The sequence below is a fragment of the Streptomyces sp. NPDC001530 genome, assembly GCF_042894545.1.
Classification (GTDB): Bacteria; Actinomycetota; Actinomycetes; order Streptomycetales; family Streptomycetaceae; genus Streptomyces.
In genome coordinates this window covers 202,770-216,105 of sequence record NZ_JBIAVS010000019.1, presented here as the reverse complement: position 1 = coordinate 216,105, position 13,336 = coordinate 202,770, and the positions used below count along the sequence as shown (strand labels likewise).

General features: G+C 71.1%; 14 protein-coding genes. 7 read left to right on the top strand and 7 right to left on the bottom strand.

The window, feature by feature from the left end; all coding sequences use genetic code 11:
- A complete protein-coding gene (locus ACFY0T_RS35170) occupies positions 1-741 on the bottom strand; it encodes an SDR family oxidoreductase (protein WP_388880077.1) in 741 nt (246 codons plus the stop codon).
- Positions 742-842: 101 nt separating this feature from the next.
- On the opposite strand from ACFY0T_RS35170, the gene ACFY0T_RS35165 reads away from it, so the two are divergent.
- Genes ACFY0T_RS35165 through ACFY0T_RS35145 form a run of 5 tightly spaced genes read left to right on the top strand, consistent with a single transcriptional unit; the run spans position 843 to position 4,984 of the window.
- A complete protein-coding gene (locus ACFY0T_RS35165) occupies positions 843-1,595 on the top strand; it encodes an enoyl-CoA hydratase family protein (protein WP_388880025.1) in 753 nt (250 codons plus the stop codon).
- Positions 1,592-2,458 (top strand): CoA transferase subunit A, encoded by an 867-nt coding sequence (locus tag ACFY0T_RS35160; protein ID WP_388880022.1) that lies wholly within the window; start codon positions 1,592-1,594, stop codon positions 2,456-2,458. Before ACFY0T_RS35165 ends, ACFY0T_RS35160 begins: the two co-directional genes overlap by 4 nt.
- The gene (locus ACFY0T_RS35155; RefSeq protein WP_388880019.1) at positions 2,455-3,282 is read left to right on the top strand and encodes a CoA-transferase subunit beta; all 828 of its coding nucleotides are present in this window, start codon (positions 2,455-2,457) and stop codon (positions 3,280-3,282) included. The genes ACFY0T_RS35160 and ACFY0T_RS35155 overlap by 4 nt, the downstream gene beginning before the upstream one ends.
- Positions 3,282-4,346 (top strand): NAD(P)H-dependent flavin oxidoreductase, encoded by a 1,065-nt coding sequence (locus ACFY0T_RS35150; RefSeq protein WP_388880074.1) that lies wholly within the window; start codon positions 3,282-3,284, stop codon positions 4,344-4,346. The genes ACFY0T_RS35155 and ACFY0T_RS35150 overlap by 1 nt, the downstream gene beginning before the upstream one ends.
- Positions 4,343-4,984: an SIMPL domain-containing protein gene (locus ACFY0T_RS35145; protein WP_388880016.1), complete on the top strand. Its 642-nt coding sequence runs from the start codon at positions 4,343-4,345 to the stop codon at positions 4,982-4,984. The genes ACFY0T_RS35150 and ACFY0T_RS35145 overlap by 4 nt, the downstream gene beginning before the upstream one ends.
- 38 nt (positions 4,985-5,022) lie before the next feature.
- On the opposite strand, the gene ACFY0T_RS35140 is transcribed toward ACFY0T_RS35145, so the two are convergent.
- The 3 genes from ACFY0T_RS35140 to ACFY0T_RS35130 are packed head-to-tail and all read right to left on the bottom strand — an operon-like array spanning position 5,023 to position 7,637.
- A complete protein-coding gene (locus ACFY0T_RS35140; protein WP_388880013.1) occupies positions 5,023-6,180 on the bottom strand; it encodes an acetyl-CoA C-acetyltransferase in 1,158 nt (385 codons plus the stop codon).
- Between the two features lie 38 nt (positions 6,181-6,218).
- Positions 6,219-6,830 (bottom strand): TetR/AcrR family transcriptional regulator, encoded by a 612-nt coding sequence (locus tag ACFY0T_RS35135; RefSeq protein WP_388880010.1) that lies wholly within the window; start codon positions 6,828-6,830, stop codon positions 6,219-6,221.
- A 15-nt stretch (positions 6,831-6,845) separates the two neighbouring features.
- A complete protein-coding gene (locus ACFY0T_RS35130) occupies positions 6,846-7,637 on the bottom strand; it encodes an SDR family oxidoreductase (RefSeq protein ID WP_388880007.1) in 792 nt (263 codons plus the stop codon).
- 83 nt (positions 7,638-7,720) lie between these two features.
- Here ACFY0T_RS35130 and ACFY0T_RS35125 point away from each other — a divergent pair, with 83 nt between their 5' ends.
- Entirely contained in the window at positions 7,721-8,866 is a 1,146-nt protein-coding gene (locus ACFY0T_RS35125; RefSeq protein WP_388880005.1) for an acyl-CoA dehydrogenase family protein, read from the top strand.
- The gene (locus ACFY0T_RS35120) at positions 8,866-10,128 is read left to right on the top strand and encodes an acyl-CoA dehydrogenase family protein (RefSeq protein ID WP_388880001.1); all 1,263 of its coding nucleotides are present in this window, start codon (positions 8,866-8,868) and stop codon (positions 10,126-10,128) included. Before ACFY0T_RS35125 ends, ACFY0T_RS35120 begins: the two co-directional genes overlap by 1 nt.
- On the opposite strand, the gene ACFY0T_RS35115 is transcribed toward ACFY0T_RS35120, so the two are convergent.
- The 3 genes from ACFY0T_RS35115 to ACFY0T_RS35105 form a co-directional block, all read right to left on the bottom strand.
- Positions 10,103-11,857 carry a cytochrome bc complex cytochrome b subunit gene (locus ACFY0T_RS35115; protein WP_388879998.1) on the bottom strand — a complete coding sequence of 585 codons (1,755 nt, stop codon included), beginning with the start codon at positions 11,855-11,857 and terminating at the stop codon, positions 10,103-10,105. The two genes, ACFY0T_RS35120 and ACFY0T_RS35115, sit on opposite strands and share 26 nt — an antisense overlap.
- Positions 11,858-11,968: 111 nt before the next feature.
- On the bottom strand, positions 11,969-12,592 hold the full coding sequence (locus tag ACFY0T_RS35110; protein ID WP_388879995.1) for a HutD family protein: 624 nt from the start codon (positions 12,590-12,592) through the stop codon (positions 11,969-11,971).
- Complete coding sequence (locus ACFY0T_RS35105; RefSeq protein ID WP_388879992.1) at positions 12,553-13,272, bottom strand: vWA domain-containing protein; 720 nt, start codon at positions 13,270-13,272, stop codon at positions 12,553-12,555. The genes ACFY0T_RS35110 and ACFY0T_RS35105 overlap by 40 nt, the downstream gene beginning before the upstream one ends.
- Positions 13,273-13,336 lie beyond the last annotated feature (64 nt).

The following is a 13,336-nucleotide window of genomic DNA, read 5'->3' as shown; positions in this document are numbered from 1 at the left end:
TCACTTCTCCTTGTTGACGGTTGCCGCATCGAGGAAGGCGGGCCGCTCCCCGCCTCCGTGGACGAGCAGCGAGGCCCCGCTGATGTACGCGGCGGCGTCCGAGGCGAGGAAGACGGCGGCCTCGCCGATGTCGGACGGCTGGGCGAGGCGGCCCAGCGGGACGGTGCGCGCGACGGCGGCGATGCCGTCCTCGCCGCCGTAGTGCAGGTGCGCCAGCTCGGTGCGGACCATGCCGACGACGAGGGTGTTGACCCGGATGTCGGGAGCCCATTCGACGGCCATCGAACGGGCCAGGTTCTCCAGGCCCGCCTTGGCCGCCCCGTAGGCCGCCGAGCCGGGCGACGGTCGCGTCCCGCTCACACTGCCGATCATCACGATCGAGCCCTTGGCCCGCTTGAGGTGCTCGTACGCGGCGATGGACGCGGTGAGCGGTGCGGTGAGGTTGAGTTCGATCACGCGCGCGTGCCGTACGGCGTCCGCCTCGGCGAGTGGCCGGTAGGGGGTGCCGCCCGCGTTGTTGACCAGGACGTCGAGCCGGGGCAGCGCGTCGAAGAAGGCGTGCACGGCGGCCGGGTCGCGCAGGTCGACGGAGACGAAGTCGGCCGCCTCCAGCCGCACGTCGGGCGGCCTTCGCGCACAGACCACGACGTGCGCGCCCGCCCGCGCGAACGCCCGCGTGATCCCGGCCCCGACCCCGCGGGCGCCGCCGGTGACGACGACGGTCCTGCCTCCGAGATCCATGGTGTCCACGTTGTCCACAGGGCCTCCCGCGCGGATGCATTCGCTGCTAGCTTCGAGATTGTGCCTAACAAACGTTTGGTGGAAAGGTAGCTGATGCGCCCATGGGTGTCTCCACCTCGTCCCCGGAAAAGGGGATTTCCGTCGTCACGGTCGACTTCCCGCCGGTGAACGCTCTGCCGGTGCGGGGCTGGTTCGACCTGGCCGACACCGTCCGCGCGGCGGGCCGCGACCCCGAGATCCGCTGCGTCGTACTGACGGCCGAGGGGCGCGGTTTCAACGCGGGCGTCGACATCAAGGAGATGCAGCGCGACACGGAGGGGCATCGCGCGCTCATAGGCGCCAACCGCGGCTGCTTCGAGGCCTTCGCCGCGGTGTACGAGTGCGAGGTGCCCGTCGTCGCGGCGGTGCACGGCTTCTGTCTTGGCGGCGGGATAGGGCTCGTGGGGAACGCGGACGCGATCGTGGCGAGCGAGGACGCCACCTTCGGGCTGCCCGAGCTGGACCGGGGTGCGCTCGGCGCCGCCACCCACCTGGCCCGCCTCGTCCCACAGCACCTGATGCGCGCCCTGTACTACACCTCGCGCACCGCGACCGCCGCCGAGCTGCACGCGCACGGCTCGGTGTGGCGGGTCGTGCCGCGCGAGGAACTGCGCGCGACGGCCCTGGAGTTGGCGCGCGAGATAGCCGCCAAGGACGGCCGGCTGATCCGGCTCGCCAAGGCCGCGATCAACGGCATCGATCCCGCCGACGTGCGCCGCAGCTACCGCTTCGAGCAGGGCTTCACCTTCGAGGCGAACCTCAGCGGGGTGGCCGACCGCGTCCGCGACACCTTCGGAAAGGAGGCCGCCCAGTGACCGACAAGACCATGACGGCGCGGGAGGCCGTCGACCGCCTGGAGAGCGGCATGACGGTCGGCATCGGCGGCTGGGGCTCGCGCCGCAAGCCGATGGCCCTGGTGAGAGCGCTGCTCCGTACCGAGATCAGTGATCTCACGGTGGTCTCGTACGGCGGCCCGGACGTGGGCCTGCTCGCCGCCGCCGGACGGATACGCAAGCTCGTCACCGCCTTCGTGACCCTCGACTCGATCCCGCTCGAACCGCACTACCGCGCGGCGCGCGAGAGCGGCGCCTTCGAGCTGATGGAGGTCGACGAGGCGATGCTCCTGTGGGGGCTGCGCGCCGCCGCCAACCGTCTGCCCTTCCTGCCGGTGCGGGCGGGCATCGGTTCGGACGTGATGCGGGTCAACCCCGGCCTGCGGACGGTCACTTCGCCCTACCCGGACGCGACCTCGGGGATCCGGGAGGAGTTCGTCGCCATGCCCGCCCTGCGCCTGGACGCGGCCCTGGTCCACCTGAACCGCGCGGACCGCCTCGGCAACGGCCAGTATCTGGGCCCGGATCCGTACTTCGACGACCTGTTCTGCGAGGCGGCGGACACGGCGTACATGTCCTGCGAGCGCATCGTCGACACGGCGGAGCTGACCAAGGAGGCCGCCCCGCAGACGCTGCTGCTGAAGCGATCGAGTGTGACGGGGGTCGTCGAGGCGCCGAACGGCGCGCACTTCACGTCGTGCGTCCCCGACTACGGACGCGAGGAGGCCTTCCAGAAGCTGTACGCCACCACGCCGTACGCCGACTTCGCCGAGCGCTTCCTCGGCGGCGACGAGAGCGACTACCAGAGCGCCATCCAGGCCTGGCAGAAGGAGCAGGACCAGTGAGCGCGCCCCGAGCGGAGACCGGCGTGACAGCGACCCGCGCCGAGTACTGCGTGATCGCCTGTGCCGAGGCCTGGCGGGACAACGGCGAGGTGCTCGCCAGCCCCATGGGCCTGATCCCGTCCCTCGGTGCCCGCCTCGCCAAGCGCACCTTCTCGCCCGACCTGCTGCTGACCGACGGCGAGGCGATGCTCGTCGGCCTCGACGGCACACCGGAGGGCTGGCTGCCGTACCGGCAGCATCTGACGATGGTCACCGGCGGCCGCCGGCACGTGATGATGGGCGCGAGCCAGATCGACCGCTTCGGCAACCAGAACATCTCCTGCATCGGCGACTGGGCCAAACCCAGACGCCAGCTGCTGGGCGTGCGCGGCGCCCCGGTCAACACCCTCAACAACCCGACCAGTTACTGGGTGCCCAGGCATTCACCGCGTGTCTTCGTCGAGCGGGTCGACATGGTGTGCGGGGTGGGGTACGACCGTGCCGCCGCCGCGGGGCCGAGCGCCACGCGCTTCCACCGCATCCCGCGCGTGGTGACCGACCTCGCCGTCCTCGACTTCGCCACGCCCGACCACTCGATGCGCCTCGCCTCGCTGCACCCGGGCGTCACGGTCGAGCGGGTGAGGCAGGCGACGGGCTTCGCGTTGACCGTCCCGGACGAGGTGCCGTACACCCGTGAACCGACCCCTCAGGAACTGGAGTTGATCCGCGAGGTCATCGACCCGAGAGCCGCTCGGGACCGCGAGGTCATCGACCCGAAGACCTCCGGCACCGTGGGCGCGCGGGAGCGTGAGGTCCCCGAGACCGGCAGGGTCGGGCGTTGTTGATGGAGACCGCCCTGACCCGGCTCGTCGGTGTCCGCCACCCCATCGTGCAGACCGGCATGGGCTGGGTGGCGGGCCCCCGCCTGGTCTCCGCGACGGCGAACGCGGGCGCGCTGGGGATCCTGGCCTCCGCGACGATGACGCTCGACCAGTTGCGGGACGCCGTACGGGAGGTCAAGTCCCGTACGGACGAGCCGTTCGGCGTGAATCTGCGCGCGGACGCGGGGGACGCGGGCGACCGGGTACGGATCATCGTCGACGAGGGCGTGCGGGTCGCGTCGTTCGCCCTCGCCCCCTCGCGCGAGCTGATCGCCGAGCTGAAGGAGGCGGGCGTGGTCGTCGTCCCGTCCATCGGGGCACGCCGGCACGCCGAGAAGGTGGCCGCGTGGGGCGCCGACGCGGTGATCGTGCAAGGCGGCGAGGGCGGTGGACACACCGGCGAGGTGGCGACGACCGTGCTGCTGCCGCAGGTGGTGGACGCGGTCGACATCCCGGTCGTGGCGGCGGGCGGCTTCTACGACGGGCGGGGGCTGGTGGCGGCGCTGGCGTACGGAGCGGCGGGGATCGCCATGGGTACGCGTTTCCTGCTCACCTCGGACTCCACCGTGCCGGCCGCGGTGAAGGCGACGTACCTGGCGGCGACGGTCAAGGACGTCACGGTCACGACGGCCGTGGACGGGCTACCGCACCGCATGCTGCGCAGCGAACTCGTCGACTCCTTGGAGAGGTCCGGCCGTACGAAGGCACTCGTGCGGGCCGTCCGCCGGGCGGCCGGGTTCCGGAAGATGTCCGGCCTCTCCTGGTCGCGGATGATCCGCGACGGACTCGCCATGAAGCACGGCAAGGACCTCTCCTGGAGCCAGGTCCTGCTGGCCGCCAACACGCCGATGCTGCTCAAGTCCTCGATGGTGGACGGGCGTACGGACCTGGGGGTGATGGCGTCCGGGCAGGTCGCGGGGGTGATCGAGGATCTGCCGTCGTGCGCGGAGCTGGTCGACCGGGTGATGTCCGAGGCCCGGGAAACCCTCCACACGCTGCCCGTTCCGGGTGCTTCAATGCCCGAATGACTCAGTCGATCAGAGAGCCGTGGGGCCTCAGCGTGTTCGGTGCGGGAAGCGTACGAGCGGAACCTCAGCTGGTACGCGTGAAGCTGGCGGTGGATGTGGTGGAGCCCTCGCCCGACAAGGCGTTCCAGAAGGCGGGCACGGCGGTCTCCCGGCTGCGCGAGACGCTGCGACGGCACGGGATACCGGACGCGTCGGTCTCCGGCTCCAAACTGTCGCTCAACTCCGAGTACGACGGTTACGGAACGGGCCGGAAGTTCCTCGGTTACCGCTGCCAGGCGTCGTACGTCATCGAGACCGGGACGATCGACGACCTGCAGCAGCTCATCGTCGACGCGGTCGACGCCGGCGCCAACCGTGTCGACGACGTTACCTTCGACGTGCGCGACAAGCCCGCGCTGCGGGACGAGGCCCGGCGCAGGGCCGTGGCCGCGGCCCGCCGCAAGGCCGAGGTGTACGCGGAGGCGGCGGGCGTCTCGCTGGGCACGGTGCTCCATGTGCAGGACGTGGACGCCGAGTCCTGGGAGTACCGCAGCCATCGCGGGCACGGCGGTGGCGGCGGCAGCTCCGAGGGCGACCTGGCGCCGGGGATGGTGGAAGTCCACGCCGGAGTGCTGCTGGGCTTCTCGCTCAGCCGCTGACGCGTGCTCAGGCTCTGACGCACCCGGGACCGGGGGCGTCAGAGCCGCTCGATGATCGTCACATTGGCCTGACCGCCGCCCTCGCACATGGTCTGGAGGCCGAACCGGCCACCGGTGCGCTCCAGTTCGTGGAGAAGAGTCGTCATCAGCTTCACACCCGTGGCGCCGAGCGGATGTCCGAGGGCGATCGCGCCCCCGTTGACGTTGACCTTGTCGGGGTCGGTACCGGTCTCCTTCAGCCAGGCAAGGACGACGGGGGCAAAGGCCTCGTTGATCTCGACGAGGTCGATGTCGCCGATCGACATGCCGGTCTTCTTCAGGGCGTACGCGGTCGCCGGGATGGGCGCCGAGAGCATCCGGATGGGGTCCTCGCCGCGCACGGAGAGGTGGTGCACGCGCGCCCGAGGCGTCAGCCCGTGTTCGCGCACCGCCCGCTCGGAGGCGAGCAGCATCGCGGCGGCGCCGTCGGAGACCTGGGAGGAGCAGGCGGCGGTAATGGTGCCGCCCTCGACGACGGGGTTCAGGCCCGCCATCTTCTCCAGCGAGGTGTCCCGGCGCGGACCCTCGTCGACGGTGACCTCCCCGTAGGGCACGGTTTCGCGCGCGAAGCGGCCCTCGTCGATGGCCCGGATCGCCCGCTGGTGCGAGCGGAGCGCGAACTCCTCCTGGTCGCGGCGGCTGATGCCCCACTTGGCGGCGATCAGCTCGGCGCCGTGGAACTGGTTGACGGGCTGGTCGCCGTAGCGCGCCCGCCAGCCCTCGCTGCCCGCGAAGGGGCCCTCGGTGAGGCCGAGCGGTTCGGCGGCCTGGCGGGAGGCGAAGGCGATGGGTATCTGGCTCATGTTCTGGACGCCGCCCGCGACGACCAGGTCCTGGGTGCCAGACAGTACGCCCTGCGCGGCGAAGTGGATCGCCTGCTGGGAGGACCCGCACTGCCGGTCGATGGTGACGCCCGGCACCTCCTCGGGGAGCCCGGCCGCCAGCCAGCAGGTGCGGGCGATGTCCCCGGCCTGCGGTCCGACCGTGTCCAGGCAGCCGAAGACCACGTCCTCCACGGCGACCGGGTCCACGCCGGACCGCTCGACCAGGGCCTTCAGGACATGCGCGCCGAGGTCGGCCGGGTGCACACCACTCAGGCCTCCCCGGCGCCGCCCGACGGGCGTGCGGACCGCTTCGACGATGTAGGCCTCGGCCATGACGACTCCCTCGCAGACATGAGTGACGCGGACATGGGCTATTCGCGTACGGAGATCCCGTCGAGGACCATCGACAGGTACTGCCGGGCGATCTCCTCCGGGCTGTGCTGTCCGCCGGGCCGGTACCAGGACGCGGCGACCCACACGGTGTCGCGCACGAACCGGTAGGTGAGCCGGATGTCGAGGTCGGCCCGGAAGACCTCGGCCTGGACACCGCGCTCCAGCGTGCTCAGCCACGCCTTCTCGAAGTTGCGCTGCGACTCGGCGAGGAACGCGAAGCGCTGCTGCGCGGCGAGGTGCTTGGACTCCTTCTGGTAGATGGCGACGGCCGCACGGTGCCGGTCGATCTCCCGGAAGGACTCGGTTACCAGGGCCTCCAAGGTCTCGCGGGGACCGAGCTCGGCGTCCAGGACGGCGTCGTACCCGTTCCAGAGCTCGTCGAGGAAGGTCCGCAGGATCTCCTCCAGCATCGATTCCTTGGAGTCGAAGTGGTAGTAGAGGCTGCCCGCGAGCATCCCGGCCTCGTCCGCGATCTTGCGCACGGTGGTGGCGTTGTAGCCCTGCTCGGCGAAGACCTCGGCGGCGGTGCCGAGCAGTTCACGGCGCCGCTCGGGCGAGGCGGTCACCTGGGGCTTCTTCTTGGTAGGCACGGGTCCATTGTCGTCCTACGCACGCTGGCTGCTGACGGAGACGGCTTCCCCGGTCATGTACGAGGAGTAGTCGCTGGCCAGGAACACGATCACGTTGGCCACCTCCCAGGGCTCGGCGTACCGCCCGAAGGCCTCGCGCGCGGTCAGCTCCTCGAGGAGCTCGGGGGTGGTGACCTTGGCGAGGTGCGGATGCATGGCGAGACTCGGCGAGACGGCGTTGACCCGTACGCCGTACGCGGCGGCCTCGATCGCGGCGCACCGGGTGAGCGCCATGACCCCGGCCTTCGCGGCGGCGTAGTGGGCCTGCCCGGCCTGGGCGCGCCAGCCGACGACGGAGGCGTTGTTGACGACGACTCCGCCGCGGGCCTGCTCCTTGAGCAGGCGCAGGGCCGCCCGGGTGCACCGGAAAGTCCCGTTCAACGTGACGTCCAAGACCCTGGACCACTGCTCGTCGGTCATGTCGACGAGGGCCGAAGTACCGCCCAGACCCGCGTTGTTGACCACGATGTCGAGTCGGCCGTGCGCCCGTATCACCGCGTCGAAGAGCGCTGTCACCTGTGCCTCGTCGGTGACGTCGCAGGGCTGTGCGTCGACGCGCTCGGCTCCGAACTCCCCGGCCAAGAGCGCCTCGTACTCCTTCAGCCGGCGCGCGTGCGCGTCGCTGATCAGCACGCGTGCGCCCTCCTCCAGGAAGCGGCGGGCCGTGGCTCCGCCGATCCCGGCACCCGCCGCCGCGGTGATCACGGCGGTACGCCCCTTCAGCAGCCCGTGGCCGGGTACGTACTCCGGACCCTCGACGTCTGTCATGGCCCCACGCTAACCTACCAAACACTTGTTAGGGAAGTTCGCGAAGACATTGCCGCAGAGACCACCGCCGAAAGGTGCCGCCGATGGATCTCGCCCACTCCCCCGCCGACGAGGCGTTCCGCGCCGAGGCCCGGGCCTGGCTCGACGCCCATGTCCCGGCCGTTGCCCTCCCCTCGCTGGAGACCGAGGAGGGCTTCGCCGCGCACCGCGCGTGGGAGGCCGAACTGGCCGCGGACCGCTGGTCGGTGGTGTCCTGGCCCGCGGCGTACGGCGGCCGGGACGCGGACATCGTCCGGTGGCTGGTCTTCGAGGAGGAGTACTACGCGGCGGGCGCGCCGGGCCGGGTCGGCCAGAACGGCATCAGCCTCCTCGCACCGACGCTCTTCGACCACGGCACGGAGGAGCAACGCGCGCGCGTGCTGCCGTCGATGGCCACCGGCGAGGTCATCTGGGCGCAGGCCTGGTCCGAACCCGGGGCGGGCTCCGACCTGGCCTCCCTCACGTCGCGCGCGGTGCGCACGGACGGGGGCTGGCTGCTGAGCGGGCAGAAGACGTGGTCGTCGCGGGCCGCGTTCGCCGACCGCGCGTTCGGCCTGTTCCGTAGCGAGCCGGACACCCCGAAACCCCACCAGGGCCTGACCTATCTGATGTTCGACCTGCGTGCACCGGGCGTGACGGTCCGCCCGATCGGCCGCCTGGACGGCAAACCGGCCTTCGCGGAGCTCTTCCTGGACGACGTGTTCGTCCCGGACGAGGACGTGATCGGCGAGCCGGGCCAGGGCTGGCGGGTCGCCATGTCGACGGCGGGCAACGAACGCGGGCTGACGCTGCGCTCGCCGGGCCGCTTCCTCGCCGCCGCTCACCGCCTGGTCGACCTCTGGCGCGGCCACGCCGACCCCTCGGACACGGCGCTGCGCGACCGCGTCGCCGACGCGGTGATCGGCGCCCGCGCCTACCAGCTCTTCACCTACGCCAACGCCTCCCGCTTTCTGGAGGGAGAGGCGATCGGCCCCGAGTCCAGCCTGAACAAGGTCTTCTGGTCCGAGTACGACATCGCGCTGCACGAGACGGCGCTCGATCTGCTGGGCCCGGAGGGCGAGTCGGCCGACGCCGACTGGTCCGAGGGGTATGTCTTCTCCCTGGCGGGCCCCATCTACGCGGGCACCAACGAGATCCAGCGCGACATCATCGCCGAACGCCTGCTCGGCCTCCCGAAGGGACGCCGCTGATGCGCTTCCTCCTCGACACCGAACAGCGCGCCTTCGCCGCCTCCCTCGACGCGATGCTGACCTCCGCGGACACCCCCACGGCCGTCCGTGCCTGGGCCGCAGGCGATCACACCCCCGGCCGCGCCCTGTGGTCCCGCCTCGCCGACGCGGGCGTCTTCGCCCTGGCGATACCGGAGGCGTACGAGGGGGTGGGCCCCCTGCCGGTCGAACTGGCCGTGGCCTTCATCGAGTTGGGCCGTCATGGGGTGCCGGGCCCGCTGGTGGAGACGGTGGCGGCAGCCGCCCTGCTCACCGAGCTGGGCGAGTCGGGCTCCGCCAAGCGGCTTCTGCCGACGTTCGCCTCGGGGGAGGCGATGGCAACGGTGGCCCTGCCGGGCGGAGGACCGTACGTACTCGACGGGGACGGGGCGGACGTACAGCTGATGGCACGGGGCGCCGACGAAACGGCGGAGCTGAGGCTGACACAAGCACCGGCTCACGCATCCGCACCGAGCACACCGCCGACGAGCAGCGACACCGGCACTGGCACTGGCACTGACTCGGGCAATGCCACCAATGGCGGCAGCGGCAGCGGCAGCGGCAGCGGCAGCGGCAGCGGCAGCGGCAGCGGCAGCGGCAGCGGCAGCGGCAGCGGCAGCGGCAGCGGCAGCGGCAGCGGCAGCGGCAGCGGCAGCGGCAGCGGCAGCGGCCCAACGGGGGCAGACGCGTCGGGACACGCGGACTCCGCGTCCTCCCCCCGCCCGTCCCTCGACCCGGCCCGCCGGCTCACCCGCCCCCGCCCGGGCGGGGAACTCCTCGCCACCGGCCCCCGAGTCACCCGAGCCGCCGGCCAAGCCCTCACCTGGGCCCGCCTCGCCACCGCCGCCCAGGCCCTCGGCGTCGGGCTCGCGCTCCTTGATCGCACGGTCGGCTACGTCAAGCAGCGCACCCAGTTCGGGGCGCCCATAGGCTCGTTCCAGGCCGTCAAGCATCGGCTCGCCGACGCGAAGATCGCGCTGGAGTTCGCGCGGCCGCTCCTCTTCGGGGCCGCCCTGTCGATGGCCCCGGCCGACGTGGCCGCCGCCAAGGTGACGGCCTGCGAGGCCGCGTACGCCACCGCCCGGACCGCGCTGCAGCTGCACGGCGCGATCGGCTACACGGCCGAGTACGACCTCTCCCTCTGGCTCACCAAGGCCCGCGCCCTGCGCACCGCGTGGGGCAGCCCGGCCGAGTGCCGGGCGTCGGTCCTGGCCGGTCTCAGTGGTGGTGGTCCTCGCTCGTGAGCTCCCGGTACTCCTCCACGGTCGGCTTCGGAATCCGCGTACCGGAGCCGTACAGGGCCCGGGCCAGCCGGGCGCGCAGCCGGCGGGAGGCGCCGACCCGGCGGACCACGCCGTTCGCGTCGACGAGCGGCCCCACCTCGTACGGCGGCGCCTGCTCATGCTGGGTGAGCGTGAACCGCTGCGCCTGTGTGAGCGGCTCGTGGACCTCGACGAACTCGCCGTGCGGAAGGCGCTTGATGATGCCGGACTCGCGGCCGTGCAGCACCTTGTCGCGGTCGCGGCGTTGCAGCCCCAGGCAGATCCGTTTCGTGACGACGAAGGCGAGCGCGGGCCCGACGAACACGGCGACCCGCACGAACCAGGTGATCGCGTTGATCGAGAGATGGAAGTGGGTGGCCCACAGGTCGTTGCCGCCGCCGACCAGCAGGACGGCGTACAGCGTCAGCCAGGCGACGCCGAGCCCGGTGCGGGTGGGCACGTTGCGCGGCCGGTCCAGGATGTGGTGCTCACGTTTGTCGCCGGTGACCCACGCCTCGATGAACGGGTAGACGGCGATGGCGGTCATGATGAGCGGGAAGAGGGAGAAGGGGATGAAGACGCCCAACTGCAGGGTGTGGCCCCAGGCGTTGATCTCCCATCCCGGCATCACCCGGATCAGCCCCTCGGAGAACCCCAGATACCAGTCGGGTTGCGCGCCGGTGGTCACCAGGTCGGGGCGGTAGGGCCCGAAGGCCCACACGGGGTTGATCGTCGCGATCGCGCCCATGATCGACAGCACCCCGAAGACCAGGAAGAAGAAGCCGCCCGCCTTGGCCATGTAGACCGGCATGAACGGCATGCCGATGACGGACTTCTCCTCCCGCCCGGGCCCGGGGTACTGCGTGTGCTTGTGGTAGAAGACCAGGATCAGATGGGCGACCACCAGACCCAGCATGATCCCGGGCAGCAGGAGTACGTGGATCGGGAAGAAGCGCGGAATGATGTCGTGCCCTGGGAACTCCCCTCCGAAGAGGAAGAAGGAGAGGTACGTCCCCACGACCGGGATCGACAGGATGGCGCCCTGCGCGAAGCGGACGCCGGTGCCGGAGAGCAGGTCGTCGGGGAGCGAGTAGCCGGTCAGTCCGGTGATGAGGCCGAGCATCAACAGGGTCCAGCCGAACAGCCAGTTGACCTCGCGCGGCTTGCGGAACGCGCCGGTGAAGAACACCCGCATCATGTGCACGAGCATCCCGGCGAGGAACACGAGCGCCGCCCAGTGGTGGATCTGCCGGATCAGCAGTCCGCCGCGCACGTCAAAACTGATGTCGAGTGTGGACTCGTACGCCCGCGTCATGATGATGCCGTTCAGCGGCTCGTACGAGCCGTGGTAGACGACCTCGACACCGCTCGGCTCGAAAAACAGCGTGAGATAGATCCCGGTGAGGATCAGGACGAGGAAGCTGTAGAGGCAGACCTCGCCGAGCATGAACGACCAGTGGTCCGGAAAGACCTTGCGCATATTGGCCTTGGCCAGCGCGTAGATGCCCAGCCGCCCGTCGGCCCAGTCCGCGAACCGCTCCCCCCTGCCGGCCTCGGATGCCCGCCCGGCCCTCGACGCCCCGACACTCGCCTTCCCGTCAGGCGAAGTCCGGACGCCCGAAGCCCCGACACTCGCCTTCCCCGCAGGCGAAGCCCCGGCGGCACCCGAAGTCCCCGTCGTCCGCCCGGAGTTGATCTCACGCGCGCCCATATGCCGCTCCCCTCGGCCCCCCAGGGTGACATGACGCCTTCCCGAAGCCAACGGGGCGTCACTAGTCGAGCGGCAGCCGGCCCCGGGGCCAGGCCGTCAGCTCGCCGATCTTCATGCTCTCGGCGGAGGTCCCAGCGCTCGGTCGCGTGGCGTGAGGGCGATGACGGCGGTGCGGCCCGTCGCGTGCAGTACGGCGTCCTCGCCGGTCAGCAGCGCGGCGTCGTACTGCCCGAGGTGCACCCCGGCCACCTCGGCGGACCCGTCGAGCGCGACGACCAGCACGACCGGGCCCGCCGGGACGGCGATGGGCCGTCGGGACTGCGCGACCGTGACGGTCGGGGCCGTCTCGCCGCCCCTGCGCCACATGACGTTGAGGTTCACGACCGGCCCCCCGAGCAGGCGGCAGTCGGTGGGCAGATCGCCGGGGAAGCACTGGGGCACGAACCGCGTGTCGACACGACGCGATACGCCGCCGACGGTCAGGTCCATCCCCTCGCCCTCGACCATGGTGAGGATCCGGTCCACCTCGGGGAACCCCGAGAACGGCCCGTCGGCGACGACGTCGGCCAGGCTCACGCGCCACTCGAAGTCGCCCATGTCCCCGCCTTCGGGCCACACGGCGATCTCACGCGTCACCCCGCCGCCGTTCTTCCAGGGCACGGCGACCCGCCCCGCGGCGGGCAGCGGTCGTACGCTCACTGGACGATCCCCCTCGCCCGCGCCGCCGCCAGCCATTGCGGGAACTCCCGCACCAGCCGGTCGTACAGCTCCCCGTCGGAGACCTTCTTCGGGTCCGAACCGGCATGGAAGAACCCGGCGTTGTCGATGACGCGCTTCTGCGGCACCGCCAACTCGTCCAGCTTGCGCAGGAATTCGAACTGCCGGCTCCCCGGATCCCCGAACCCTATGAACTGCCAGAACAGCGGAAGCTTCGCCGCCTTGCACAAGTACCGTTCGGCGGCGAGCTTGTTGATCGGTCCGCCGTCGGTCTGGAAGACGACGAGGGCGGGGTCCTTGGACCCGCTGTCGAGGTAGTGGTCGATGACGGCGTCCATGGCCAGGTGATAGCTGGTCTTCCCCATGTGCCCGAGCCCGGCCACGATCCGCTCAACCCGGCCCTCGTGGTTGTCGAGCGCGATGTCGGTGACGGCGTCGATGTCGGTCGAGAAGAAGACGACCGGCACCGTCCCGTCGTCGTCGAAGTGGGCCGCCATCCCGAGCACCCGGTCGGCGAGCGCCTGCACGCTGCCGTCCTGGTAGTACGGCTTCATCGATCCCGAGTAGTCGACCACCAGATACACGGCCGCCCGCTGCCCGTTCAGCCCGTGCTTGGTGAGAGAGACCCCCGCGCTCTTGTACAGACTGACCAGCGCGGGCGCCGTCTCCTCCACCTTGGTGAGGCTGATTCCGGCCATGCGGGGCTCCCATCGCGCGAGGGGTACGGAAACGCCGAGATTACGTCACCGCACGCACCCCAGG